Annotated in this window: 22 protein-coding genes and 1 riboswitch; of the genes, 15 read left to right on the top strand and 7 right to left on the bottom strand. The window is 64.9% G+C overall.

The features are described 5' to 3' along the window. Positions 1-36: 36 nt before the first annotated feature. From JN302_RS20285 to JN302_RS20275, 3 genes are all read right to left on the bottom strand, one after another. Positions 37-810, bottom strand: coding sequence for an SDR family NAD(P)-dependent oxidoreductase (locus tag JN302_RS20285; RefSeq protein WP_202328770.1), 774 nt, complete (start codon positions 808-810; stop codon positions 37-39). Between the two features lie 129 nt (positions 811-939). After that, positions 940-1314, bottom strand: a complete 375-nt coding sequence (locus tag JN302_RS20280) for an Atu4866 domain-containing protein (RefSeq protein WP_202328768.1) — start codon at positions 1312-1314, stop codon at positions 940-942. Between the two features lie 40 nt (positions 1315-1354). Further along, positions 1355-1498, bottom strand: coding sequence for a hypothetical protein (locus JN302_RS20275; RefSeq protein WP_202304446.1), 144 nt, complete (start codon positions 1496-1498; stop codon positions 1355-1357). 220 nt (positions 1499-1718) lie between these two features. Here JN302_RS20275 and JN302_RS20270 point away from each other — a divergent pair, with 220 nt between their 5' ends. Beyond that, complete coding sequence (locus JN302_RS20270) at positions 1719-2621, top strand: AraC family transcriptional regulator (protein ID WP_202328765.1); 903 nt, start codon at positions 1719-1721, stop codon at positions 2619-2621. A 149-nt stretch (positions 2622-2770) separates the two neighbouring features. On the opposite strand, the gene JN302_RS20265 is transcribed toward JN302_RS20270, so the two are convergent. Continuing rightward, positions 2771-3517: an SDR family NAD(P)-dependent oxidoreductase gene (locus JN302_RS20265; RefSeq protein ID WP_202334372.1), complete on the bottom strand. Its 747-nt coding sequence runs from the start codon at positions 3515-3517 to the stop codon at positions 2771-2773. Between the two features lie 96 nt (positions 3518-3613). On the opposite strand from JN302_RS20265, the gene JN302_RS20260 reads away from it, so the two are divergent. Continuing rightward, positions 3614-4222 carry a TetR/AcrR family transcriptional regulator gene (locus JN302_RS20260; RefSeq protein ID WP_202328763.1) on the top strand — a complete coding sequence of 203 codons (609 nt, stop codon included), beginning with the start codon at positions 3614-3616 and terminating at the stop codon, positions 4220-4222. Here JN302_RS20260 and JN302_RS20255 read toward each other — a convergent pair. After that, positions 4206-4916 carry a nitroreductase gene (locus JN302_RS20255; protein ID WP_202304440.1) on the bottom strand — a complete coding sequence of 237 codons (711 nt, stop codon included), beginning with the start codon at positions 4914-4916 and terminating at the stop codon, positions 4206-4208. The genes JN302_RS20260 and JN302_RS20255 overlap by 17 nt on opposite strands. A 222-nt stretch (positions 4917-5138) precedes the next feature. Here JN302_RS20255 and JN302_RS20250 point away from each other — a divergent pair, with 222 nt between their 5' ends. The 4 genes from JN302_RS20250 (at position 5139) to JN302_RS20235 (ending at position 12048) form a co-directional block, all read left to right on the top strand. Beyond that, the gene (locus JN302_RS20250) at positions 5139-5681 is read left to right on the top strand and encodes a helix-turn-helix domain-containing protein (protein WP_202334370.1); all 543 of its coding nucleotides are present in this window, start codon (positions 5139-5141) and stop codon (positions 5679-5681) included. A 46-nt stretch (positions 5682-5727) separates the two neighbouring features. Next, positions 5728-8178 carry a GcvT family protein gene (locus JN302_RS20245; protein WP_202328762.1) on the top strand — a complete coding sequence of 817 codons (2451 nt, stop codon included), beginning with the start codon at positions 5728-5730 and terminating at the stop codon, positions 8176-8178. A 247-nt stretch (positions 8179-8425) separates the two neighbouring features. Then, positions 8426-9607 carry a pyridoxal phosphate-dependent aminotransferase gene (locus tag JN302_RS20240; RefSeq protein WP_202328761.1) on the top strand — a complete coding sequence of 394 codons (1182 nt, stop codon included), beginning with the start codon at positions 8426-8428 and terminating at the stop codon, positions 9605-9607. After that, complete coding sequence (locus JN302_RS20235; RefSeq protein ID WP_202328760.1) at positions 9604-12048, top strand: GcvT family protein; 2445 nt, start codon at positions 9604-9606, stop codon at positions 12046-12048. Before JN302_RS20240 ends, JN302_RS20235 begins: the two co-directional genes overlap by 4 nt. A gap of 3 nt (positions 12049-12051) precedes the next feature. Here JN302_RS20235 and JN302_RS20230 read toward each other — a convergent pair whose 3' ends face one another. Beyond that, entirely contained in the window at positions 12052-12855 is an 804-nt protein-coding gene (locus JN302_RS20230) for a creatininase family protein (protein ID WP_202328759.1), read from the bottom strand. Between the two features lie 135 nt (positions 12856-12990). Here JN302_RS20230 and JN302_RS20225 point away from each other — a divergent pair, with 135 nt between their 5' ends. The 8 genes from JN302_RS20225 (at position 12991) to JN302_RS20190 (ending at position 20630) form a co-directional block, all read left to right on the top strand. After that, entirely contained in the window at positions 12991-13227 is a 237-nt protein-coding gene (locus tag JN302_RS20225; RefSeq protein ID WP_202304431.1) for a hypothetical protein, read from the top strand. Between the two features lie 219 nt (positions 13228-13446). After that, on the top strand, positions 13447-14451 hold the full coding sequence (locus tag JN302_RS20220; protein WP_202328758.1) for an ABC transporter substrate-binding protein: 1005 nt from the start codon (positions 13447-13449) through the stop codon (positions 14449-14451). Positions 14452-14491: 40 nt separating this feature from the next. Then, complete coding sequence (locus JN302_RS20215) at positions 14492-15274, top strand: ABC transporter ATP-binding protein (protein WP_446720669.1); 783 nt, start codon at positions 14492-14494, stop codon at positions 15272-15274. Further along, entirely contained in the window at positions 15271-16128 is an 858-nt protein-coding gene (locus JN302_RS20210; RefSeq protein WP_202328755.1) for an ABC transporter permease, read from the top strand. The genes JN302_RS20215 and JN302_RS20210 overlap by 4 nt, the downstream gene beginning before the upstream one ends. A 560-nt stretch (positions 16129-16688) precedes the next feature. Then, entirely contained in the window at positions 16689-17999 is a 1311-nt protein-coding gene (locus JN302_RS20205; RefSeq protein ID WP_202328753.1) for a cytosine deaminase, read from the top strand. A gap of 2 nt (positions 18000-18001) precedes the next feature. Continuing rightward, complete coding sequence (locus tag JN302_RS20200) at positions 18002-19405, top strand: FAD-binding oxidoreductase (RefSeq protein WP_202334368.1); 1404 nt, start codon at positions 18002-18004, stop codon at positions 19403-19405. 56 nt (positions 19406-19461) lie between these two features. After that, a complete protein-coding gene (locus JN302_RS20195) occupies positions 19462-20043 on the top strand; it encodes an NAD(P)H-dependent oxidoreductase (protein ID WP_202304426.1) in 582 nt (193 codons plus the stop codon). Then, the gene (locus JN302_RS20190; protein ID WP_202328751.1) at positions 20043-20630 is read left to right on the top strand and encodes an NAD(P)H-dependent oxidoreductase; all 588 of its coding nucleotides are present in this window, start codon (positions 20043-20045) and stop codon (positions 20628-20630) included. The genes JN302_RS20195 and JN302_RS20190 overlap by 1 nt, the downstream gene beginning before the upstream one ends. A gap of 99 nt (positions 20631-20729) precedes the next feature. Here JN302_RS20190 and JN302_RS20185 read toward each other — a convergent pair whose 3' ends face one another. Beyond that, positions 20730-21935 carry a winged helix-turn-helix domain-containing protein gene (locus tag JN302_RS20185; protein ID WP_202328749.1) on the bottom strand — a complete coding sequence of 402 codons (1206 nt, stop codon included), beginning with the start codon at positions 21933-21935 and terminating at the stop codon, positions 20730-20732. Positions 21936-22154: 219 nt separating this feature from the next. Continuing rightward, positions 22155-22301, top strand: a riboswitch (FMN riboswitch). Positions 22302-22379: 78 nt separating this feature from the next. On the opposite strand from JN302_RS20185, the gene JN302_RS20180 reads away from it, so the two are divergent. Beyond that, the gene (locus JN302_RS20180; RefSeq protein ID WP_202304421.1) at positions 22380-22853 is read left to right on the top strand and encodes a 6,7-dimethyl-8-ribityllumazine synthase; all 474 of its coding nucleotides are present in this window, start codon (positions 22380-22382) and stop codon (positions 22851-22853) included. Positions 22854-22890: the final 37 nt, after the last annotated feature.

Below are 22890 nucleotides of genomic sequence, written 5' to 3'. Positions count from 1 at the left end.
GCCGACCATCGGGCGATGCCCTCGTTTCCAAACAGATCAGATCGAGGCGAGATAGCCGCCATCGATCGGAATGCAATGGCCGGTCACATAGGACGACGCCGCGCTCGCCAGGAAGACCACCGCGCCGCCGATATCCTCCATGGCGCCGAAGCGGCGCTGCGGGATCTTGGCAAGCATGGTCTGCTGCCATTCGGGATCGCGGTAGAAGGCGTCGGTCATGCCGGTGTGGAAATAGCCGGGCGCGATCGCATTCACGCGGATGCCGTGCTGGGCCCACTCGGCGGCGAGCGCCCTCGTCATGCCCATCAGTCCCGATTTCGACGAGCCGTAGGGCGTGGCGGTGGGAATGCCGACATAGGAGGTGAGCGAGCAGAGGTTGACGATGGCGCCGCCCTGGCCGGCTTCCGTCATGCGCCGCGCGGCGGCCTGGGCGCAGAAGAATGCGCCCTTGAGGTTGGTCGAGACGACCCGATCCCACAGACCTTCGTCGACATCGAGCGAGGGACGGACCTCCTCATGTCCGGCGTTGTTGACGAGTATGTCGAGCCCGCCCAGCGCCTCGGCGCAGGCTCCGATCACGACGCCGCAGCGTGCGGTATCGGTGACGTCGAGCGCCGCGGTCACCGCCTTGCGGCCCAACGCCGTCAGGCGCGACACGGTCTCGTCGAGCGTGCACTCGTCACGGGCGGTGATCGCCACGTCGGCGCCGGCGCCGGCGAGCGCCTCGGCGATCGCTTGGCCGATGCCGCGGTTGCCGCCCGTCACCAGCGCCTTGCGGCCCGTCAGATCGAACATGGACGGCGCTGTCATGCCGGCGTCCCCCAATGGCTGCGCTTGGCCGCCGGAACGCGGCCGGCAGAGACTGGAACATGTTTGCCGGCAGTTGTCTATACATCCCTATACAATTTCGGATTCCGGAAGGACGGAGCCCCTGGACGATCAGCGGGGGGCTGGCCGACGAGGTTCCCGGTAAAACACCATGCCGGCGTGATGAAGCACGCCGTCGCGGAAATCGCCATCGGCGGTGAAGCCGGTGTCGTCGGCATATTCGATATGGTCGCCCTCCAGCCAGTAGCGCCCCCGATAGGAGCTTTTCCATTTGCCGCGTGTCTCGTCGTAGCGTCCATCGGGCAACAACTCGTGACGGACCTGGCCGTCCGCCGTCATCCAGACGCCGACATAGGAACGGTCTTTCGCGTGCAAGCCCGTTCGGCCCGTCTCCTGGATTGAACGGGAAGCGCCGCGGTCCGGATCCGGACCGACGGCGAACGCAGCCACGGTGATGAACGCCGCGACGAAAGCGATCCAAGGCATCGCCCTCGCTGCCAGGGACGGAAAACGTCCGGGCATATTACTAACCGTTCATCGTCCGCTTGGGATCGGTGCGTCCGCGCAGCACGCGTTCGATCGCGGAAAGCACGGCCCGCGCGGAACGGCGGCGTGGTGTCGGGGCGCTCGGAACGACACGCCTGACGATTTGGGTTGGATAGAGATTCATGATGTCGCTCCCATGTTGGAGCCGCCTCTGGGACCGGCTCGATTGGAACGAGGCGACAATGCCTCGCCAGGGTCCGGGAGCGGTAGACCAGACCTCCGGGATGATTGCACAAAAATCCGAAAGATGCAGATTGACCGTTGTCTGGGACGGCACCTTGCATATCTGACGGACAAGGGCGGAACCCCAGGGGTGACGCCGACATCCGGTCGGAGAAAACGATATGCAGCAGATCGCGGAACTCGCCCAGATCATCGATCAATGGACCGAAGGGGACGGCGTCACTCCGACGGCGGTCCCGCGCCTCTCGATGGCCCGCGCATCCAAGATCACCGAGCCGATGCACGGCATGCACCAGCCTGCCTTCTGCGTGATCGCGCAGGGCAGAAAGCAGGTTATGGTCGGCGATCGCGTCTATGTCTATGGACCCTCGCATCATCTTGTGGTGACGGTCGATGTGCCCGTCGTCGGCCAGGTGATCGAGGCCAGTCCCGAAGAGCCCTATCTCAGCCTCAAGCTCGAACTCGATACTTCCATCGTTGCGGAACTGATGCTCGCCATGGGCATGTCCGACGAGGCCGCACGACCGGAACATCTGGGCATGGCGCTAAATCCGAGCGCGCCGGAGCTGATCGACGCCGTGCTGCGGCTAGCACGATTGCTCGATAGTCCACGCGACATCGCGGTGCTGGCGCCGATGGCGGAACGCGAGATCCTCTACCGCCTGCTTCTTGGCGATCAGGCGGCCCTGCTGCGGCAGATCGCGACCGGTGACAGCAGCACGAGACAGGTCAGCCGCGCGATCGGCTGGATCAAGCAGAATTTCAAGAAGCCGTTCAGCATCGAGGCCGTGGCGATGGAGGCACGCATGAGCACGTCGTCGCTGCACGCGCATTTCAAGGACGTTACCGGCTTGAGCCCGCTACAGTACCAGAAGCAACTTCGGCTCCAGGAAGCAAGGCGACTGATCCTCAGCCAGTCGCTCGATGCCGCCATTGCCGGTCATTCCGTCGGATATGACAGCCCTTCCCAGTTCAGCCGGGAATACAGCCGGCTCTTCGGGGCCCCGCCGCTGAAGGATATCCAGCGGCTGAGGCAATCACCCGAACGCTACGCGGAGGGGTGAGCGTCCGCTCGCCTTCCGACAGCCGCCGGGCCTAAGGGATTCCGAAAAATAAGCGAAACGACGCCATGAGGGACCGTCTGGATCGCATGCTCTTCAGAGTTTCCCAAGTTGGCCCGGCATTCGTCGCGGCGACGCTTGGCCGGAACCGCTCAGGCGTTGGCGCCGCCGTCGATCGTGAACTCGGCTCCGGTGATGCCGCCCGCTTCCGCGCCGGACAGATAGGCGACCATGGCGGCGACGTCGCCGGCATCGCCGAAATGCGGGATCGCCATCAGTGAGCGCTGGCCATCCGCCATCGGGCCGCGGGCCGGGTTCATCTCGGTATCCGTCGGGCCGGGATGGATCACGTTGACGGTTATCCCCCGGGAGCCCAGATCCCGCGCCAGCCCTTTCGTCATGCCGATCAGCGCGGCCTTGCTCAGCGAATAGAGGCTCAAGCCGGGGCCTGGCACGCGCACGGCGAGGTTGCTGCCGATCGAGACGATGCGGCCGCCCTTTCCCATATGCCGGGCCGCCGCCCGTGCCGCGAGGAACGGCGCACGCAGATTGACGGCAACCGTTTCCTCGAAGTCCGCCCGTGTCAGTTCATCGATCGGACCGACCTGGAAGACACCGGCATTGTTGACCAGGATATCGAGCCGGCCGAGCCTCTCGACCGTCGTCGCGACTGCGGCCTCGACGGCGTCGGCGTCGAGATTGTCCGCCTTGATCGCCAGGCCGCGCCGGCCGGCGGCCTCGATGTCGCCCACCACCTGCCCGGCCCGCTCCGGCGAGCGCGCATAGGTGATCGCCACATCGGCGCCCTCGGTCGCCAACCGATGCGCAGTCGCCGCGCCAATGCCGCGGCTGCCGCCGGTCACAAGGGCCACTTTTCCGTCCAGACGAGACATGTCCATCTCCATTTATGTATCGGTCGATACATATTTGATGACAGCCTTGTCGGATGGGGTCAACAGGTTTATTTATCAGTCACTACAAAAAAAGAGAGAGCCATGGCGGAAAGAGGCAGGCCGCGAAGCTTCGACCGGGATATGGCGCTGCGGCGCGCGATGGAAGTGTTCTGGGCGAAAGGATACGACAACACGTCGCTGGCGGATCTGACGGCGGCGATGGGCATCAATGCGCCCAGCCTCTATGCGGCCTTCGGCTCAAAAGAGGAACTTTTCAACGAGGCGGTCGTGCTCTACGGCAAGACCGAAGGCACGGAGATCTGGGACGCCCTCACCGTGGCGCCGACGGCCAGGGAGGCGATATCGGGCTATCTGCACGCGACCGCCATGTCCTTCACGCAACCGGGCAAGCCGCAAGGCTGCCTGATCGTGCTCGGCGCCCTCCACATGTCAGGCAGCAATGCCGGCATCTGCGACGCGCTGAAGGGCATCCGCTCCGAGAACGTCGAGAGCTTGCGGGAAAGGCTCGACAAGGCGATCGCGGCAGGCGAACTGCCAGACGGGATCGACAGCGCCGCGGTGGCGCAGTTCTACGCGACGGTGCAGCAGGGCATGTCGATCCAGGCACGCGACGGCGCGAGCCGCGATATGCTCGATGCCGTTGCCGACGGCGCCATGGCCGCCTGGGACCGGCTCACTTCAGGAACTTGACCCACTCTTCCTGGGGCGCCCGCTCCGTGCGGAAATTGTTCTCGGGCTTGGAGGTGTCCTCATAGCCGAGCGCCATGCCGCACACCAGGATCTCCTCCTCGGCCATGCCGAGCACGGGGCGGATCTGGTTGTGATAGGGCGCGAAGGCAGCCTGCGGGCAGGTGTGCAGGCCCCTGCCCCGCGCGGCGATCATTATGTTTTCGAGGAACATGCCGAGATCGATCCAGGATCCCTGGTTCAGCCGGCGGTCGATGGTGAAGATCATGCCGACCGGCGCGTCGAAAAACAGGAAGTTCCGGTCGTGCTGCTCGCGCATCCGGTCGACCTCGCGCCGGCCGATGCCTAGGGAGGAATAAAGGCCGAAACCGACGGAGCGCCGGCGCGTCAGATAGGGCTCGAAGAACTGGTCGGGATAATATTTGTACTCATCCCAGGCTGCCTTTTCGGCCCGGATGCCCGAATTGAGGATCGCGTCGGAGATCTGGTCCTTGACCTGCCCCGTCGTCACGTAGACCCGCCACGGCTGCATGTTGGTGCCCGAGGGCGCGCGCGACGCCACATCCAGAATGTCGCGAATCATCGCTTCGTCGACAGGGTCCGGCAGGAAGGCGCGCACCGACCGCCGCGACGTGATCGCTTCATCGACGATCGCCGTCTCATCAGGGATTTCGTTCTTTCTGTCCGGTGCCAGCATGGGCGGCGACTTTCCTCGGTCCGAGCCTGACATGGCTTTCGGCGGGCGAGCATTTGCATAAGCCGCTTTCGTCCCGCAAGCAAATCTTGCGCGACTCCATGAAATTCTGCTTGAAATTTTCACGAAACTGTCACAGATGAAATTCTATTCGTGTTTTTCATGGGACATGACGTGGCAGCGGACGCCATCCGGATCGATCATGAAGAGGCCCCGCCGGGCGCGATGCTGGCGGGCGACATCCGCGCCCTGCGCAAGGCGCGCGGCCTGACGCTTTCGGAGATCGCCCTCAGGCTCGGCCGATCGGTGGGATGGGTCAGCCAGGTGGAGCGGGGCCTCTCGGTGCCTACTCTCGGCGACTTGCGCGCCTTCGCCGATCTTTTCGCTGTGCCCGTCAGCCTGTTCTTCGGCCACGAGGTCGCGAACGAGGCGGAACGCGGCGCGATCGTGCGGGCCGGACGCCGCCGCTCGCTCGGCACGAGCGAATCCGGTCTGGTGGAAGAACTGCTCTCGCCGGATCTCGGCGGCAGTTTCGAATTGCTGCGCTCGGTGTTCGCGCCGGGTGCCGAACTGACGGAACCTGCCAACCGCCCCACCGAGGAGGCCGGCTACGTCGTTTCGGGACATTTCGACATCGAGATCGCGGGGACCTGGCATCGGCTGTCGGAAGGCGACAGCTTCCGATTCAGCGGCAAACCCTTCCGCTGGCGCAACCCCGGCGCGGAGCCGGCGGTCGTCATCTGGGTCGTATCGCCGCCGGTGTACTGAGAACAGGCGGCGCCGCCCGGCGGCGACGCAACGGGAGGAGGACATCATGGCCGGTTTGCCCGCCACAGCACGCGTGGTGATCATCGGCGGCGGCGCTGTCGGCGTCTCGTCGCTCTACCATCTGGCCAAGGCGGGCTGGACCGACAGCGTGCTGCTGGAGAAGAACGAACTCACCTCGGGCTCGACCTGGCATGCCGCCGGCAATGTGCCGACCTTCTCCTCATCGTGGTCGCTCATGAACATGCAACGCTATTCGGCCGAGCTCTATCGCGGGCTGGCACAGGCGGTCGACTATCCGATGAACTATCACGTCACCGGCTCGATCCGCCTCGCCCACACGGCGGAGCGGATGCAGGAATTCGAGCGCGTCAGGGGCATGGGCCGCTACCAGGGCATGGCGATCGACGTGATCGGGGTGGATGAGATCCGATCGCGCTATCCCTTCATCGAGACGCATGATCTGAAGGGCGCGCTTTACGATCCGAGCGACGGCGACATCGACCCGGCCCAACTCACCCAGGCGCTCGCCAAGGGCGCTCGCGACATGGGCGCCCGTATCCTGCGCTTCTGTCCCGTCACGGGCGTAAAGCGCGACCGCGACGAATGGGTCGTCGCCACGCCGCAAGGCGAGATTCGCTGCGAGTATGTGGTCAATGCCGCGGGCTACCGCGCCGCCGAAGTCGGCAGGATGTTCGGCCGCGACGTACCCATGATGGTGATGAGCCATCAATACATCCTGTTCGACGAGATTGCCGAGCTCGCGGCCTGGACCCGCGAGAGCTGCCGGAAGCTGCCGCTGCTGCGCGACGTCGACACCTCATATTATCTGCGCCAGGAAAAGAACGGCATGAATCTCGGCCCCTATGAGCGCAACTGCCGCGCCCATTGGGCCGACCCCGGCGATCCGATGCCGGACGATTTCTCCTTCCAGCTCTTCCCCGACGATCTGGAGCGGCTGGAGCACTATCTCGCCGACGCCGCCGCGCGCGTCCCGATCCTCGGCACGGCCGGCCTGTCGAAGGTGATCAACGGGCCGATCCCCTACGCGCCCGACGGCAATCCCCTGATCGGCCCGATGCCCGGCGTGCCCAACGCCTTCGAAGCCTGCGTCTTCACCTTCGGCATCGCCCAGGCCGGCGGCGCCGGCAAGGTGCTGGCCGAATGGGTGACCGAGGGCCGCACGGAATGGGACATGTGGAGCTGCGATCCGCGCCGCTTCACAGGCTTCGCCTCGGCCAAGGACTATGCGGTGGCCAAGGGCATGGAGGTCTATGGCCACGAATATGCGATCCATTTCCCGCGCCACGCCTGGCCGGCCGGCCGGAACCGGAAACTGTCGCCGATCCATGACCGCATCGCCGCACTTGACGCCCAGTTCAACGCCTATAACGGCTGGGAGCGCGCCACCTGGTATGCGCATTCCGGCGACGACGTCTCGGAAGCCTCGATCCAGACCTTCGCCCGCTCCGGTCCGTGGGAGAAGCGTATCCGCGAGGAATGCCTCGCGGTGCGCGACGCCGCCGGCATCCTCGACCTCCCGGGTTTTTCACGGTTCCGGCTGCAGGGCGACGGCGCGCGCGACTGGCTCTCCACCATGATCACCGGCGTCGTGCCGAAGCCAGGCCGCATCGGCCTCGGCTATTTCGCCGACGACCAGGGACGCATTGTCACCGAAATGTCGATCATGGCGGCCGACGAGGACTTCTTCTTCCTGATCACGGCCGCGGTCGCCGAATGGCACGATTTCGAATGGCTGAAGAACCATTTGCCCGAGGGCTCCGCGATCACGCTGGAGAATGCCACCGAAGCCTTCGCCTGCCAGATCCTGTCGGGGCCGAAATCGCGCGACATACTGGCCGAGGTGAGCGAGGCCGACCTGGCTCGGCCCTGGCTGTCGCACCAGTCAGTGCAGATTTCGGGGCGCTGGTGCCAGCTCGTGCGTGTCTCCTTCGCCGGCGAGTTGGGCTGGGAAATCCACAGCAAGGTCGGTGACACCGCCGCGATATTCGACGCGGTCTGGGCGGCCGGGCAGAAACACGGGTTGAAGCCCTTCGGCATGTTCGCGCTCGACGCGCTGCGCCTGGAAAAGGGCTACCGCGCATGGAAACAGGACCTTTCGACCGACTACACGGTTCTGCAGGGCGGGCTCGACCGCTTCGTGAGGTGGGACAAACCCGCCTTCAAGGGCAAGGCGGCGCTGCTCAACGAAAGGCAGCAGGGCGTCGCAAAACGTTTCGTCACGCTGTTGGTCGAAGCCGGCGACTACGACGCGCCCTATATGTCGACGCTCTGGCACGATGGAAAAGTGGTCGGAGAGACGACATCGGGCGGCTGGGGTTACCGCATCGACCGCTCGATTGCGCTCGGCATGCTGCGCGCCGACCTGGCGACGCCGGGAACGGCAGTCGAAGTCGAGATCTTCGGCGTGCGCCATCCGGCGATCGTCCAGGAGGACAAGCCGCTGTGGGACCCGGAGAATCGGAGGCTGAGAAGCTGAGATGTTGTCGCGCGCTGGAGCACCCCTCATCCGACCGCGCTTGCGCGCGGCCACCTTCTCCCACAAGGGGAGAAGGGAACGCCGGCGGCAACGTCTCGGTCAATCACAAATACTGGCGACTTGCAGCGGCGGCTAAGCTGGGCTCCAGCCTTCTCCCCTTGTGGGAGAAGGTGGCCTCGCCCGCAAGGGCGAGGTCGGATGAGGGGTAAGCCGCCGCCCACGAACTCCACCCATCAGGAACATCAACATGCCTCGCCTCTCCTCCCGCATCACCGGCATCATTCCTTCCGGCAAGGACGGATGGGAAGTGCATTTCACTGCCATGACGCGCAGGCATGCCGGCGAGGACATCATCATGCTGTCGGTCGGCGACCATGATTTCTCGACGCCGCAAGAGACCGTCGAGGCGTGTGTGAGCGCCCTGCATGGTGGCTTCCATCACTATACGCAGCTTCCCGGAATACCCGAGCTGCGCGTGGCCATGGCCAAGGTTTCGACCCAAGCCACCGGGGTCGCGACCACGCCAGCCGAGGTCATCGCCACGCCGGGCGGTCAGGCCGCCCTCTACGCCGCGGTACAGGCCGTGCTCGATCCCGGCGACCACGCCATCGTGGTCGCGCCCTACTACGCGACCTATCCCGGCACGTTCCGTGCCGCCGGCGCGGGCTACACCGTTGTCGAGACGCGCGCCGAAGACGGCTTCCAGCCCGATGCCGCCGCGATCGAACGGGCGCTCCGGCCCGATAGCCGCGCGATCCTGATCAATACGCCCAACAACCCGACCGGCGCCGTCTATTCGAAAGCATCGCTGGAGGACATCGCAGCTCTCTGCCGCGAGCGCGACCTCTGGCTTCTGTCGGACGAGGTCTATTGGACGCTGGGCAGCGGCGAGCATGTCTCGCCGCGCGCCCTGCCCGGCATGGCCGAGCGCACACTGGTCATCAACTCCATGTCGAAGAGCCACGGCATGACCGGCTGGCGCATCGGCTGGCTGACCGCGCCGAAGGACGTGATCCGGCAACTGATCGACCTCAATCTCGTCACGACCTACGGCCTCACCGACTTCGTCTCCCACGCCGCGGCCGAGGCGCTGGAGAAGGAATACGGCGTCAGGGAGATCGCGGAGCGTTATGCCGCGCGCCGACTGATCCTGCTCGATGCGATCCTGGGCATGAACGACGTCGTGGTGCGCGGCTCCGAAGGGGGCATGTATGTCATGCTCGACATCCGCGCGATCGAACCCGACTGCGAGAAATTCGCCTTCGCCCTGCTGGACGCGGAGAAGGTCAGCGTCATGCCCGGCGCCAGCTTCGGCGAGGCGGCGGCCGGCCATATCCGCCTCAGCCTCTGCCAGCCCGACGCCATACTCGAGGAAGCCGTGACGCGTCTGCGCCGCTTCGTTTCGCAATACAGGAGCAAGGCCGCATGAGTTTGCTACCCGCCAAGGCGCGCGCCGTCGTCATCGGCGGCGGCGTTTCGGGCTGTTCGGTCGCCTATCACCTGGCGAAGCTCGGCTGGAGCGACATCGTGCTGCTCGAGCGCAAGCAACTCACGTCGGGCACGACCTGGCACGCCGCCGGGCTGATCGGCCAGTTGCGCGCCTCCCAGAACATGACGCGGCTCGCGAAATACTCCGCCGACCTCTATGTGAAGCTTGAAGCCGAGACCGGCGTCGCCACCGGCATGCGCCAGGTCGGCTCGATCACCGTGGCGCTGACGGAAGAGCGCAAGCACGAGATCTACCGGCAAGCCTCGCTGGCGCGCGCCTTCGACGTCGACGTGCGCGAGATCTCGCCGGCCGAGGTGAAGCAGATGTATCCGCATCTCAACACCTCCGACGTCGTCGGCGCCGTGCATCTGCCGCTCGACGGCCAATGCGATCCCGCCAACATCGCCATGGCGCTCGCCAGGGGCGCCCGGCAGCGAGGCGCCCGCATCGTCGAGAATGTGAAAGTGACGAAGATCCACGCCGCCAGGGGACGCGTCACCGGGGTGTCCTGGGAGAAGGAAGAGGAACGGGGGACGATCGACAGCGACATCGTCGTCAACTGTGCCGGCATGTGGGCACGCGAGCTGGCCGCCTCGAGCGGCGTGACCGTGCCGCTGCACGCTTGCGAGCATTTCTATCTGGTCACCGAGCCGATCCCCGGCCTCAGCCGGCTGCCGGTGCTGCGTGTGCCCGACGAATGCGCCTACTACAAGGAGGACGCCGGCAAGATGATGCTCGGCGCCTTCGAGCCGGTCGCCAAACCCTGGGGCATGGCCGGCATCCCGGAGGACTTCTGTTTCGACCAGTTGCCGGAGGATTTCGCGCATTTCGAGCCGATCCTGGAAAAGGGCGTCAATCGCATGCCCATGCTCGGCACGGCCGGCATCCACACATTCTTCAACGGCCCGGAGAGCTTCACGCCGGACGACCGCTATTATCTCGGCGAGGCGCCCGAACTCGGCGGCTACTGGGTCGCGGCCGGCTACAATTCGATCGGCATCGTCTCGTCGGGCGGCGCCGGCATGGCGCTGGCGCAATGGATAAACGACGGCGAAGCGCCCTTCGACCTCTGGGAGGTGGATATCCGCCGCGCCCAGCCCTTCCAGAAGAACCGCCGCTACCTGAAGGAGCGCGTCTCCGAGACGCTCGGCCTTCTCTATGCCGACCACTTCCCCTACCGCCAGGTCGTGACCTCGCGCGGCGTGCGGCGCTCGCCCCTGCATGAGCACCTCAAGGCGCGCGGCGCCGTCTTCGGCGAGGTTGCCGGCTGGGAGCGCGCCAACTGGTTCGCCCGCGACGGACAGGAGCGGGAATACCGCTATTCCTGGAAACGCCAGAACTGGTTCGACAACCAGCGAGACGAGCACCTCGCCGTCCGCAACGGCGTCGGCCTCTTCGACATGACCTCCTTCGGCAAGATCCGGGTGGAAGGCCGCGATGCGGCGGCGTTCCTGCAGAAGCTCTGCGCCAACGATGTGGATGTCGCTCCCGGGCGCATCGTCTACACCCAGATGCTCAACGCCAAAGGCGGCATCGAAAGCGACCTCACCGTCGCCCGGCTTTCGGATACCGCCTTCCTGCTGGTGGTGCCCGGGGCGACGCTCCAGCGCGACCTCGCCTGGCTGCGCCGGCATCTCGGCGACGAATTCGTCGTGGTCACCGACGTGACGGCTGCCGAAAGCGTTCTTTGCCTGATGGGGCCGCGGTCGCGCGGCTTGATTCAAAAGGTGAGCCCGAACGATTTCTCCAATGAGAACAATCCGTTCGGAACGTTTCAGGAAGTCGAGATCGGGATGGGGCTGGCCCGGGCCCACCGCGTCACCTATGTCGGCGAACTGGGCTGGGAGCTCTATGTGCCGACCGACCAGGCGGCCCATGTCTTCGAGGCGATCGAGGACGCCGGCGCCGGGACGGGGCTGAGACTCTGCGGCCTGCACACGCTGGACTCCTGCCGCATCGAAAAGGCGTTCCGCCATTTCGGACACGACATCACCGACGAGGACCATGTCCTGGAAGCCGGCCTCGGCTTTGCCGTGAAGCCATCCAAGGGCGACTTCATCGGCCGCGACGCGGTGCTGCGGAAAAAAGAGGCAGGGCTTTCCCGCCGGCTCGTCCAGTTCCGCCTCGCCGATCGCGAGCCCCTGCTCTTCCACAACGAGGCGATCGTGCGCGACGGCAGGATCGTCGGCACGATCACATCGGGCAATTACGGCCACCATCTCGGCGGCGCCATCGGGCTCGGTTATGTGCCCTGCGCCGGTGAGAGCGAGGCGGATGTGCTCGCGTCGTCCTACGAGATCGAAATCGCCGGCGAGCGCTTCGCCGCCGAAGCCGCACTCAAGCCGCTTTACGATCCGAAGGCCGAACGCGTGCGTATGTAGCCTCTATGCGAGATAATCCGCCAGGCTGGCCTTGCGGATGTCCCTGAGCAGCCGGATGAAACCGTCGGCCTGGAACTCCGCCGTCAGCCTGCCCTTCTCGGCGGTCGCGACCGAAGCATCGCCGACCACGCCATGCGGGTTGAGATCGGACGCGATCCAGGCGAAGGCGTGGGTACCGGTATGGCGCAGAAGCTCGAAGTCCTGTTCGGCGCGCGCCACACCCGAAATGAAATTCTCGGCCTTGGTCATGTCGACGAGATCGGGCCGGAAATGCAGCATCAGCGAGGTTTCGACGTCCCCGCCGTGAATGCCGTGGCGATCCTCCAGCTCGGGATACATGCCGGCCGGCCGGCCGAAGCGCTGCCAGCTCGTCTTCACCGCCATCATGGAAAAGCGCACGCGCAACTCGCGCGTGACGATGCCCATGATCTCCTCGTTACCGCCATGCGAATTGACCACGACCAGCTTGCGCAGACCGGCGCGCGCGATCGAGACGCCAAGCTCGGTCCAGGCATCGATCAACGTCGTCGCCGGCAGGGTAAGCGTGCCGGCGGCATGGAGATGCTCGTTGGACTTTCCGACCGCCTGTACCGGCAGGATGCGGACGTCGAGATCGTCGGGCAGCCGCGCAATGACCGTTTCGAGCATGCCGTTCATGATCGTGGTGTCGGTCGAAACCGGCAGATGCGGCCCGTGCTGCTCGATCGCGGCGACGGGCAGCACCGCGATCGTCGCCTCCGGATCGATCGAGGCATATTCGGTCGTCCGGAAATCGCCCCACCAGACCCGTCTTCTGTTCTCTGTCACCTCTGCCTCGCCTGATTTGCCAGCGTTATGTTGTCCATAGTTCAGACCGGCGCCTTTTGTAAGGTCGCTGGCGCGTTGCCGCCATCGCTTGCCACACTAGATAGCAGCCAAGATCGATGCGTTCCGGAGGCAAGGATGCTGACCATATGGCTCGGCGTGCTTCTTGTGATTGCCGGCCTGCTCTATCTTGCCAGGCAGAGCATCTGGCGGGGCCGGATGAGCGATCCGACGACATCCCAGGTGGAATCTCGAAGCCCCACGCTCGAGCCGGCGCGGCGCGGGGTGAGATTCCTCGGCCTGGGGACGAACTGGCCAGGCCTGGCCATGATGGTTGTGGGCGCAATCCTTCTGCTATCCCAAGCCATTCTCTGATCCGCAGAAGGTGGTTGTGCGCAGCGCCTGCCCGCTGTGGACAGCGGCCCAAAAAATGGGCACGATGCTTTTCGGGCAGCGGCATGACCCGTCCGGCCACACCACCCGCCGACGGCCCGGCCGACGGTTCCAAGAGTGCGAGCCGATGGCATGCGATTTGCTTCTTGGTTCTCCAGTGTCGGACCCGGCGAAGAGCACGGGCAACAAGAGGTGGTGTCGATGAACAGGAACTTCAGCATCTCCGTCGCGACGGCCGCGTTGGTGGCGGCGTCGGCCTTCGGCGCGGCGGCCGCCGAAAAGGTCACCTACATGACCAACTGGTTCGCGCAGGCCGAGCACGGCGGCTACTATCAGGCCGTGGCAGACGGGACCTATGCGGCCTGCGGCCTCGACGTCACCATCACGCAGGGCGGCCCCCAGGTCACCGGCCGACCGCTGCTTATGGCCGGCAAGATCGACTTCTACATGGGCGGCAACCTGCTGCAGGCCTTCGACGCCGTGCAGCAGAACATTCCGCTGAGGATCGTCGCCGCCTCGTTCCAGAAGGAGCCCCAGGTGGTGATGTCGCACCCCGGCCAGGGCCTCGACAAATGGGAGGACCTGAAGAACGCAGAACAGTTCATCATCGGCGATGAAGGATTCCAGAGCTTCTTCCAGTGGATGATCACTGACTTCGGCTTCGATGCAGCCAAGCGCATTCCTTACGTCTACAACCCGGCACCCTTCATCGCCAATCCGAAGTCGATCCAGCAAGGCTACGTCACGTCGGAGCCTTTCGCCGTCGAAAAAGAGGGCGGCTTCAAGCCGAACATTTTCCTGCTCGCGGATTACGGCTTCGGCACCTATGCCACCACCATCGAGACGATGCAGAAGACGATCGACGAGCGGCCTGACGTGGTGAAGTGCTTCGTCGATGGCTCGGCCAAGGGCTGGTACAACTACCTCTACGGCGACAACAAGGCCGCCAACGAAATGATCAAGAAGGACAATCCCGATATCACCGACGAGCAGATCGCCTTCTCGATCATGCAGATGAAAGAGTTCGGCATCGTCGATTCCGGCGATGCGGAAAAACTCGGCATCGGCGCGATGACCGACGAGCACATCAAGAGCTTCTACGACACGATGGTGAAGGCCAAGGTCGTTCCCGAAGGGCTCGACATCAAGAAGGCCTACACGCTGGAGTTCGTGAACAAGGGCGTCGGGCTGGAGCTGAAGAAGTAAGGCCGGCCAATCCGGAATGCTTCAGGAGCAGGCATCGCCAATGGCGGCGGATACCGAGAGCGGCGCGCCGCTGCTGTTGCTGCGCGCCGTCGGCAAGACCTTCTCCAATGGCGTGAAGGCCCTTGCCGATGTCGACCTTACGATCCGGGAGGGCGACTTCCTGAGCCTCGTCGGACCGTCGGGTTGCGGCAAGTCGACGGCGTTGCGCATCATCGCCGGCCTGTCGATGCCCACATCGGGCACGCTTCAATGGCACAAGATTTTGGGAGACGACCGCGTGGGCTTCGTCTTCCAGGAACCGACGCTGCTGCCCTGGGCGAGCGTGTTCGACAATGTCTGGCTGCCGCTCCGCCTGCGCGGCGTCTCGCGCCGCCAGGCCGATCATGCCGTGCGGATGATGCTGGAGCGCGTTCATCTCGCCGGCTTCGAGCACGCCGTGCCGCGCGAACTCTCCGGCGGAATGAAGATGCGCGTCTCGATCGCCCGCGCTCTGGTCACCAAGCCGCGGGTCCTCCTGATGGACGAGCCCTTCGCTGCGCTCGACGAGATCACCCGCTTCAAGCTGAACGACGACCTCCTGGAATTGTGGCAGGAGGAGCGCTTCACAGCGGTCTTCGTCACCCACAGCGTGTTCGAGAGCGTCTTTTTGTCGAACCGCATCGTTGTGATGGCGGCCCGCCCCGGACGCGTCCACAAGGAGCTTGCGGTCACGGCTCCCTATCCGCGGAGCGAAGCCTTCCGGACGTCGGCCGACTATGCGGCGCTCTGCCGCCGGGCATCCGGCATGCTGGCCGAAGCGATCGATGCGGGGACGCGGCGATGACGGCTCTGGAAGAGAATGCGCGGCCGCAGGCGCTCGACGCGGAGGAGGCGCGCCGCGTCCGCAACGCGCGGCTGGAGCGGGTCGGCCGCTGGCTGTTGCCGCTGGTCATCATGATCGTGGCGATCTGGCTGTGGGACCGCATCTGCGTCTGGAACGAGATCCCGCAATATATCCTGCCTCGCCCCGGCGTGGTGCTCCAGACACTCAGGACCGACGCCCCCCTGCTGTTCTCGTCGCTGCTCGTCACGCTGAAGATCACCTTCCTCAGCCTCGCATTGGCGGTCGTCGGCGGCGTCGGCCTGGCCGTGCTTTTCGCGCAGTCCAAATGGGTGGAGATGTCGTTCTTCCCCTTCGCGGTCGTGCTCCAGGTCACGCCCATCGTGGCGATCTTTCCGCTGATCAACATCTATGTCGACAACCAGACGGCCAAGCTGCTGCTGTGCGCCTGGATCGTCGCCTTCTTCCCGATCCTGTCGAACACGACGCTCGGCCTGAATTCGGTCGACCGCAACCTGCGCGACCTGTTCCAGCTCAACGGCGCGACGCGCTGGCAGCAACTGCGCCTGCTGCGCCTGCCCGCGGCCATGCCCTATTTCCTCGGCGGACTGAAGATCGCCGGCGGCCTGTCGCTGATCGGCGCCGTGGTGGCCGAGTTCGTCGCCGGCGCAAGCGGCCAGTCGTCGGGCCTTGCCTCGCGCATCATAGAGGCCGGCTACCGGCTGAACGCCCCGCGCCTCTTCGCCGCGCTGATCCTCATCTCGCTCACCGGCATCCTGATCTTCCTCGTGCTCAGCCTGGTCTCGCATCTTATCCTCAGGCGCTGGCACGAAAGCGCGTTGAAGCAGGAGCGGTAGGGTGGTTTGTCGAAGCCCTGCTCCGCTTTCCGACGGGTCTCACGATCGTCGCGAGAGGCCCCTGCCATGAAAGCAGCGCTGAAATCCGTTTTGCTTCAGTCGGATAAGGGATTCGGCGATGCCGGTCTGGGCCCATGCTCTGAAAGCAGGGCAGAAAGCCTTTTGATTTCAGTCGGATACGTCTTGGCCAGATACCCCTCTCTGTCCTGCCGGACATCTCCCCCACAAGGGGGGAGACTGGCTGTCATCGATGACGGCACTCGTCCTGCAACGTTGACGATTGGCGAAATCCAAGCGGCCGGCCGGTCTCCCCCCTTGTGGGGAAGATATCAGGTGGACAGAGAGGGGTGCGAAGACACGCGGCACTCATCCAGGATGGCGCCCGACGCCGGCCGGTGGGTCTCATCCGCCTGCCCGTCCTCCGCAGCAGCTGCGGAGGGTGGACCGGTACCTTCTCCCCGCAACGCGGGGAGAAGACCGATTTGCCGGCAGGCAGATGAGGGGCAGCGCCGGACGTCAAGAGTTTCGCCCCGCCAGTCAAACACTCATGAAGGGCTGGAATGACTGAAATCCAACTTCCCGCATCCGGCGCCTATGTGCTCACCGGCGCGCGTGTCCACGCCTCGCTCACGCCGGGCCTGAGGGCCGATTTCGATTCCGACGGTTTCGCCGCCGCCGACATCGGCGTGGCCGCCGGGAAGATTGCGGCCATAGCGCCCACGCGTCATCGGGCACCGGAGCCCGGCACCCTCGACCTCAACGGCCGCATCGTGCTGCCGGCTTTCGTCGACTGCCACACCCATCTCGACAAGGGCCATATCTGGGCCCGCAGCCCCAATCCGGACGGCTCCTTTCCCGGCGCCCTCTCCGCCGTCGGCACCGACCGTGCCGCACGCTGGAATGCCGACGACGTCGCCCGACGCATGGAGTTCTCGCTGCGTTGCGCCTATGCCCACGGCACAAGGGCGATCAGGACGCATCTCGACAGCAGCCCGCCCCAGGATGCGATCTCCTGGCCGGTGTTCGAGACCATGCGCGAGCGCTGGAAAGGCAGGATCGAATTGCAGGCGTCCTGCCTGTTCGGCATCGATGCCATCCGCGACGAGGCCTGGTTCGACACAATGGTCAAGCGGGTCGCGGCGGCAGGCGGGGTGCTCGGCGCGGTGACCTATATGGTCCCGGACCTCGACGAGCTTCTCGACCGCATCTTCCGCGCCGCGATCGAACATGGACTCGATCTCGACTTCCATGCCGACGAGACCGACGACGTCTCCGCCGTCTCGCTGCGCAAGATCGCCGAAGCGTCGCTGTGGAGCGGCTTTGAGGGCAAGGTCCTGGTCGGCCATTGCTGCTCGCTCGCCCGTCAGCCCGACAGGGAGGTGGCCGACACGCTCGCCAAGGTGGCCAAGGCCGGCCTCTCTGTCGTGTCGCTGCCAATGTGCAATCTCTATCTCCAGGACCGCCGCCCGGACCTGACCACGCCACGCTGGCGCGGGGTCACTCTGCTGCACGAAATGAAGGCGCACGGCATTCCCGTCGCCGTCGCCTCGGACAACACACGCGATCCCTTCTACGCCTATGGCGATCTCGACATGCTCGAAGTGTACCGCATGGCGACCCGCATCCTGCATTTCGACCATCCGGTCGGCGACTGGCCGAAAGCGGTGGCCGAGACGCCCGGCGACATCATGCGGTTACAGAGCCCCGGAACACTCGGCGCCGGTGCGGCGGCCGACTTCGTCGTCTTTCGCGGACGAAGCTGGACGGAACTGCTGTCGCGCCCCGAATCGGATCGGCTCGTCGTGCGCGGCGGCAAGGCGATCGATACGAGGCTGCCGGACTATTCGGAACTGGATGAACTGATGGCATGACGATCGATCTCGCCACACTGAAACGGGACCTCGACGGGCTGAAGATCGAGGACAACCCCAAGATCGTCCAGCAGAAAAGCCGCGACTTCTACTGGTACAGCCCGGTGCTGAAGCGCCAGCTCGACCATGTCACGGCCGATATCGTCGTGTCGCCGCGAAACGAGGCCGAGGTGGTGCGCGTCCTGGCGACCTGCCACCGGCTCGGCATCCCAGTCACCCCGCGCGGCACCGGCACGGGCAATTACGGCCAGGCGATGCCGCTGTCCGGCGGCGTCGTATTGAGCCTCGCCGAGATGAACGCAGTCACCGCGATCGCACCCGGCCGCGTCGTCTGCGGCCCCGGAGCCGTGCTCGCCGATATCGATCGCGCCACGCGCGCCCATTCGGGCCAGGAATTGCGGCTACATCCCTCGACCTACAACACAGCCTCGATCGGCGGTTTCATCGCCGGCGGCTCCGGCGGCGTCGGATCGATCAATTTCGGCGGCTTGCGCGATTTCGGCAATGTGCTGCGGCTGCGCGTCGTCACCATGGAAGCCGAACCGCGCGTGCTCGAACTCACCGGCGAAGATCTGCACAAGGTGACCCATGCCTACGGCACCAACGGCATCATCACGGAGGTGGAGATGCCGCTGACGGCTGCCTATGACTGGGTGGACGTCGTCGTGGGCTTCGACAGCTTCATGGACGCGGCCCGCTACGGCAACGCGCTGGCCTGCCAGGACGGGCTCCTGACCAAGCTGATCACGCCGATCGCGGCCCCCGTTCCATGGCTCTATTTCAAGCGGCACCAGAAATTCCTGCGCGAGGGCCAGAGCATCTGCCTGGTCATGGTCGCGCCGCATTCTCTCGACGCCTTCCTGGCCTTCACCCGCCGCGAAGGCGGCGAGATCGCCTACAACGCCGCGACCATGGAGGCGGAAGACAGGAAGGGCCTTCCGCCTGCATTCGAGCTCGCCTGGAACCATACGACGTTGCGGGCACTGCGCGTCGATCCCTCCATCACCTATCTGCAATCGCTCTACCCCTTCCCGAACCATCTGGCGCTGGTCGAGAAGATGGACGCCATGTTTCCCGGCGAGGTCTTTTCGCATCTCGAATTCGTGCGCTTCGACGGCAACATCACCTGCTTCGGCCTTCCGCTGGTGCGTTTCACGACCGAAGAACGCCTGGACGAGATCGTGCGCCTCCATGAGGAGAACGGCTGCCCGATCTTCAACCCGCACCGCTACACGCTCGAGGAAGGCGGGATGAAGCAGACCGACGACATCCAGCTCGCCTTCAAGCAGGAAGCCGATCCGCAGGGCCTGCTCAACCCCGGCAAGATGATCGCCTGGGAGGACCCTGCTTACGACTACCGGTCAAGCAAGACCTTCCTGTTCAGGGGTTTGCAGAAGGTCGGCTGAATGCGCGGGTGCCGAACTCCAGCACGATATGATCGCGCAGCTTCGCGGTGGGACGCATGAATGTCCTCGTTCTTTATGCCCATCCGGTCGAGACCAGCTTCAACGCGGCACTCCATCGGCTGATCGTCGAGCGGCTGATCGCCAGGGGCCATACAGTCGACGACTGCGACCTTTATGCCGAGGATTTCGATCCGCGCCTCACCCGCGCCGAGCGGATCGCCTATCACGACGTGCCCGGCAATATCGAGACGGTGCGGACCTATGTGGAGAGGCTGCGCTGGGCACAGGCGCTGGTGCTTTGCTTTCCCGTCTGGAACTACGGCTATCCCGCGATCCTGAAGGGCTTCCTCGACCGCGTCTTCCTGCCCGGCGTTTCCTTTGTGCTGGTCGACGGCAAGGCCAGGCCATCGCTCCACAACATACGCAAGGCCGTCGCGGTGACCACCTATGGCGGCGACAGGCTCCGGGCCTGGCTGATGGGTGACCCGCCGCGCAAGCTGATAAGGCGGCTCCTGCGCGCCACGGTGCGGCCAGGCGCGCCGGTTTCCTACCTCGCGCATTATTCGATGAACCTTTCCACCGACGAATCGCGGCGCAGATTCATGGACAAAGTCGCGGCCGAGATGGACACGTTCTGATGCGCGTCCTGGTGGTCTATTGCCATCCGGTGCCGGAGAGCTTCTGTGCTGCCATACGCGACACGGCGATCGAGGCCATCGTCCAGAAGGGATGCGAGGCGCGGGTCATCGACCTTTACGCCGAAAAATTCGATCCGGTGATGCCCGTCGACGAACGCCGCAGCTACAACGAGTGCGCTCCGAAGGACCCGGCGCTCGAGGCTCACATCGCTCATCTCGCCTGGGCGGAAGCCATACTCTTCATCTATCCGACCTGGTGGTACGGCCTGCCCGCCATGCTGAAGGGCTGGCTGGACCGCGTCTGGGCCAAGGATGTCGCCTTCGCCATGGGCGACAGCCGCCGCAGGATCACACCGCTGATGGGACATATCCGCAAGCTGGGCGTCATCACCACTTGCGGGGCGCCGCGCTGGTGGTCGTTCGTGATCGGTCAGCCGGGTCGAAAGACCTTGCTGCGCGGTATGCGCGCGCTCTGCGCCTGGCGCTGCAAGACGCTCTACACGGCGCATTACATGATGGACAGCTCGACCCCGGAAAGCCGCGCGGCCTTCCTCGCGAAGGTCCGGAGAAAGCTCGCGCGGTTCTAAGCAGACATTCCTTGGCAAGCCAACGAATGGTCTGCTTAGGCCTTTGTTTTGTCGCAGATTCTTGTCGGAAAATCGTGGGACACTTTTCCGGAATCTGCTTTAGACCGATGCGACGGCTGCCGCGAGCTCCGGCGCCAGACCGCCGCTGGGCAGCACCTCGACCTTCGCCAGGCCCAGCCATCCAGCCATGCCGCGAAGCTCTGTTGCGAGTGCCTCCGCGACATGCGCTCCCGCCTGTTCTTCGCGATGCGCCGCCGCCACCTTGAGCACGCCCGCCTGCCGGTCGGCCTTGAGATCGACGCGGGCGGCGATCGTATCGCCCAGGAGGAAAGGCAGCACGTAATAGCCATGGACCCGCTTCTCCACGGGCGTGTAGATCTCGATCCGGTAACGGAAACCGAAAAGGCGTTCGGCCCTCGACCGCTCCCACACCACAGGATCGAAAGGCGACAGAAGCGCCTGCGCCTCGATCCGCCTGGGCATGCGGGCCTCGCGATGCAGGAATGCCTGCTGGCTCCAGCCGTCGACCTTCACCGGCAGCAATTCTCCCTGCTCGACCAGTTCCGGAAGCCGCGCCTTCACGTCATCGGGCGGCAGCCGGAAATAGTCCCGCAGGTCAGTCGCCGTGGCGATGCCGAGCGCCCTGGCGGAAATGCGCAGCAACTCGCGTATGGCATCCTCGGCCGACGGAGTGGGTTGCGCCAGGACTGCGGCCGGCAACACCCGTTCCGGCACGTCATAGACGCGCTCGAAGCTGGCGCGGCGTTCGGCCGTGGTCACCCGGCCGGTCCAGAACAGCCATTCCAGCGCATGCTTGGCCTCGCTCCAGCCCCACCAGCCGCCCTGCCCCCGTTGTCCGTCGAAGTCGGAAGCCGCGACCGGCCCGCGCGCCACGATCTCCTTGTGGATGCCATCGATATAGTCGGCTCGCTCCCGTCCGTAGCGGACGAGCCCGCCATAGACCCCCTCGCCGCGCGCGGCACGCTCCATGCGCCAGCGCATCAGCGGTTGCAGTTCGATCGGCAGGAGCGAGGCCTCGTGCGCCCAATATTCGAACATCATGCGCTTGCGGCCGCGCGCATTGTCGTCGATGAGGCCGAGCGGGTATGCCCCGAGTCGCGAATAGAGCGGCATATAATGCGCCCGCACCAGCACGTTGACCGAATCCATCTGCAGCAGGCCGTTGCGGGCGAGGAAGCGCTTGAGATGTCGCCGGTCGATCGGACCTGCCGGGCGGCGTTCCCCGAATCCCTGCGCCGCCAATGCCGTGCGGCGCGCCATGGCCAGAGAGAGCTTTTCCTTCATTCCGTCCCGATCCTTCGCGCCGGTTCCCCGACTACGTCCACTACACGACAGAGGTAACGGGGCAATGGCCGTGCCAGCAAGATGCCCAGGCGTCCGTCACAGCAAGACGACGCCGCTTCTCCTGACACTGTCCTGTCAGGATCGCCGCATTTGCTCCCAAGCGTCCGAGATCATCGCGTCGGTTGACAGGCAAGATCAGCTCTTCCATAGCTTCGCCGTCAATGTTCTCAGGGCGGGGTGGAAGTCCCCACCGGCGGTAAGGGCTTCTCGCCCGAGCCCGCGAGCGCCTTCCGGGCCTCGGAAGGGTCAGCAGATCCGGTGCGATTCCGGAGCCGACGGTTACAGTCCGGATGGAAGAGAACGAGCGGGACTACGGTCGCCTGTCGGCGGCTGCGCTTCCGTATCGTGCGTCCTGATTCTGGTTCGAAACGGAAGGAAGGACCCATGAATCAGCAATCCCCCAAAGACTTCGCTGGAAGCCGCGTCGCCGTCATCCGCGCCCGATGGCATGCCGACATCGTCGATCAGTGCGTCACGGCCTTTGCCTCGGACGTCGCGACGCTGTCATCAGGACGCCTTGCGGTCGACATCTTCGACGTGCCCGGCGCCTATGAGATTCCGCTGCATGCCAGGACGCTTGCCGGGACCGGCCGTTATGCCGCGATCCTCGGCTGCGCCTTCGTCGTCAATGGCGGCATATACCGGCACGAATTCGTGGCGCAGGCGGTGCTGGACGGCATGATGTCGGTGCAGCTCGCGACAGGCGTTCCGGTGCTGTCGGCCGTTCTCACGCCGCACAACTATCACGACGGCGCGGAGCATCACCGCTTCTTCTTCGAGCATTTCACGGTGAAGGGGAAGGAAGCGGCACGGGCGTGCGTGGAGATCCTCGCGGCGCGGGAGAAAATTGCAGCTTAGCGAATAGCGAATAGCGAGTAGCGAATAGCGAATAGCG

The sequence above is a fragment of the Mesorhizobium sp. L-8-3 genome, assembly GCF_016756615.1.
Classification (GTDB): Bacteria; Pseudomonadota; Alphaproteobacteria; order Rhizobiales; family Rhizobiaceae.
The sequence above is the reverse complement of the archived record's forward strand: the minus strand, read 5'-3'. Positions and strand labels throughout refer to the sequence as shown.

Coding starts and splice junctions, on each gene's coding strand:
- JN302_RS20285 (WP_202328770.1), bottom strand. CDS start 810: ATGACAGCGCCGTCCATGTTCGATCTGACGGGCCGCAAGGCGCTGGTG.
- JN302_RS20280 (WP_202328768.1), bottom strand. CDS start 1,314: ATGCCTTGGATCGCTTTCGTCGCGGCGTTCATCACCGTGGCTGCGTTC.
- JN302_RS20275 (WP_202304446.1), bottom strand. CDS start 1,498: ATGAATCTCTATCCAACCCAAATCGTCAGGCGTGTCGTTCCGAGCGCC.
- JN302_RS20270 (WP_202328765.1), top strand. CDS start 1,719: ATGCAGCAGATCGCGGAACTCGCCCAGATCATCGATCAATGGACCGAA.
- JN302_RS20265 (WP_202334372.1), bottom strand. CDS start 3,517: ATGGACATGTCTCGTCTGGACGGAAAAGTGGCCCTTGTGACCGGCGGC.
- JN302_RS20260 (WP_202328763.1), top strand. CDS start 3,614: ATGGCGGAAAGAGGCAGGCCGCGAAGCTTCGACCGGGATATGGCGCTG.
- JN302_RS20255 (WP_202304440.1), bottom strand. CDS start 4,916: ATGCTGGCACCGGACAGAAAGAACGAAATCCCTGATGAGACGGCGATC.
- JN302_RS20250 (WP_202334370.1), top strand. CDS start 5,139: ATGCTGGCGGGCGACATCCGCGCCCTGCGCAAGGCGCGCGGCCTGACG.
- JN302_RS20245 (WP_202328762.1), top strand. CDS start 5,728: ATGGCCGGTTTGCCCGCCACAGCACGCGTGGTGATCATCGGCGGCGGC.
- JN302_RS20240 (WP_202328761.1), top strand. CDS start 8,426: ATGCCTCGCCTCTCCTCCCGCATCACCGGCATCATTCCTTCCGGCAAG.
- JN302_RS20235 (WP_202328760.1), top strand. CDS start 9,604: ATGAGTTTGCTACCCGCCAAGGCGCGCGCCGTCGTCATCGGCGGCGGC.
- JN302_RS20225 (WP_202304431.1), top strand. CDS start 12,991: ATGCTGACCATATGGCTCGGCGTGCTTCTTGTGATTGCCGGCCTGCTC.
- JN302_RS20220 (WP_202328758.1), top strand. CDS start 13,447: ATGAACAGGAACTTCAGCATCTCCGTCGCGACGGCCGCGTTGGTGGCG.
- JN302_RS20215 (WP_446720669.1), top strand. CDS start 14,492: ATGGCGGCGGATACCGAGAGCGGCGCGCCGCTGCTGTTGCTGCGCGCC.
- JN302_RS20210 (WP_202328755.1), top strand. CDS start 15,271: ATGACGGCTCTGGAAGAGAATGCGCGGCCGCAGGCGCTCGACGCGGAG.
- JN302_RS20205 (WP_202328753.1), top strand. CDS start 16,689: ATGACTGAAATCCAACTTCCCGCATCCGGCGCCTATGTGCTCACCGGC.
- JN302_RS20195 (WP_202304426.1), top strand. CDS start 19,462: ATGAATGTCCTCGTTCTTTATGCCCATCCGGTCGAGACCAGCTTCAAC.
- JN302_RS20190 (WP_202328751.1), top strand. CDS start 20,043: ATGCGCGTCCTGGTGGTCTATTGCCATCCGGTGCCGGAGAGCTTCTGT.
- JN302_RS20185 (WP_202328749.1), bottom strand. CDS start 21,935: ATGAAGGAAAAGCTCTCTCTGGCCATGGCGCGCCGCACGGCATTGGCG.
- JN302_RS20180 (WP_202304421.1), top strand. CDS start 22,380: ATGAATCAGCAATCCCCCAAAGACTTCGCTGGAAGCCGCGTCGCCGTC.